Raw genomic sequence first — 392 nt, forward strand, 5'->3', positions numbered from 1 at the left:
GCCAGCAGCGCGACGAGACCACCGACGTCGGTGCGCAGCCACCGCACGGGGTCCGCCCCGAACCACGCGATCACCTGGTTGACCAGGCCCGTGCTCGTCTCGGCGAACATGAGCCGGAAGATGATGCCGGCCACGACCACGGACGTCAGGGCCGGGATGAACATCGACGCCTTGAAGAGGTTCTTCAGACGGGGCGACCCGAGCCGCGAGTTGATCACGACGGCGAGCAGCAGCGGGACGGGGATGAGGATGACGAGAGTGAGGACCATGTAGCGGGCGCTGTTGTACATCGCCTGCCAGAAGATCCGGTCCCGCCACAGCCGCTCGAAGTTGTCCGTCCCGACGAACGCGGCCTCGCCGAACATCACGTTCTGCGTGCTCATGACGAACGT

General features: G+C 65.8%; 1 pseudogene. It reads right to left on the reverse strand.

From position 1 onward, the window contains the following. Window positions 1–383: pseudogene (locus G3I71_RS49590) on the reverse strand (sugar ABC transporter permease); the annotation flags it as partial. Window positions 384–392: the final 9 nt, after the last annotated feature.

Source organism: Streptomyces sp. SID12501, from assembly GCF_010550245.1.
Classification (GTDB): Bacteria; Actinomycetota; Actinomycetes; order Streptomycetales; family Streptomycetaceae; genus Streptomyces.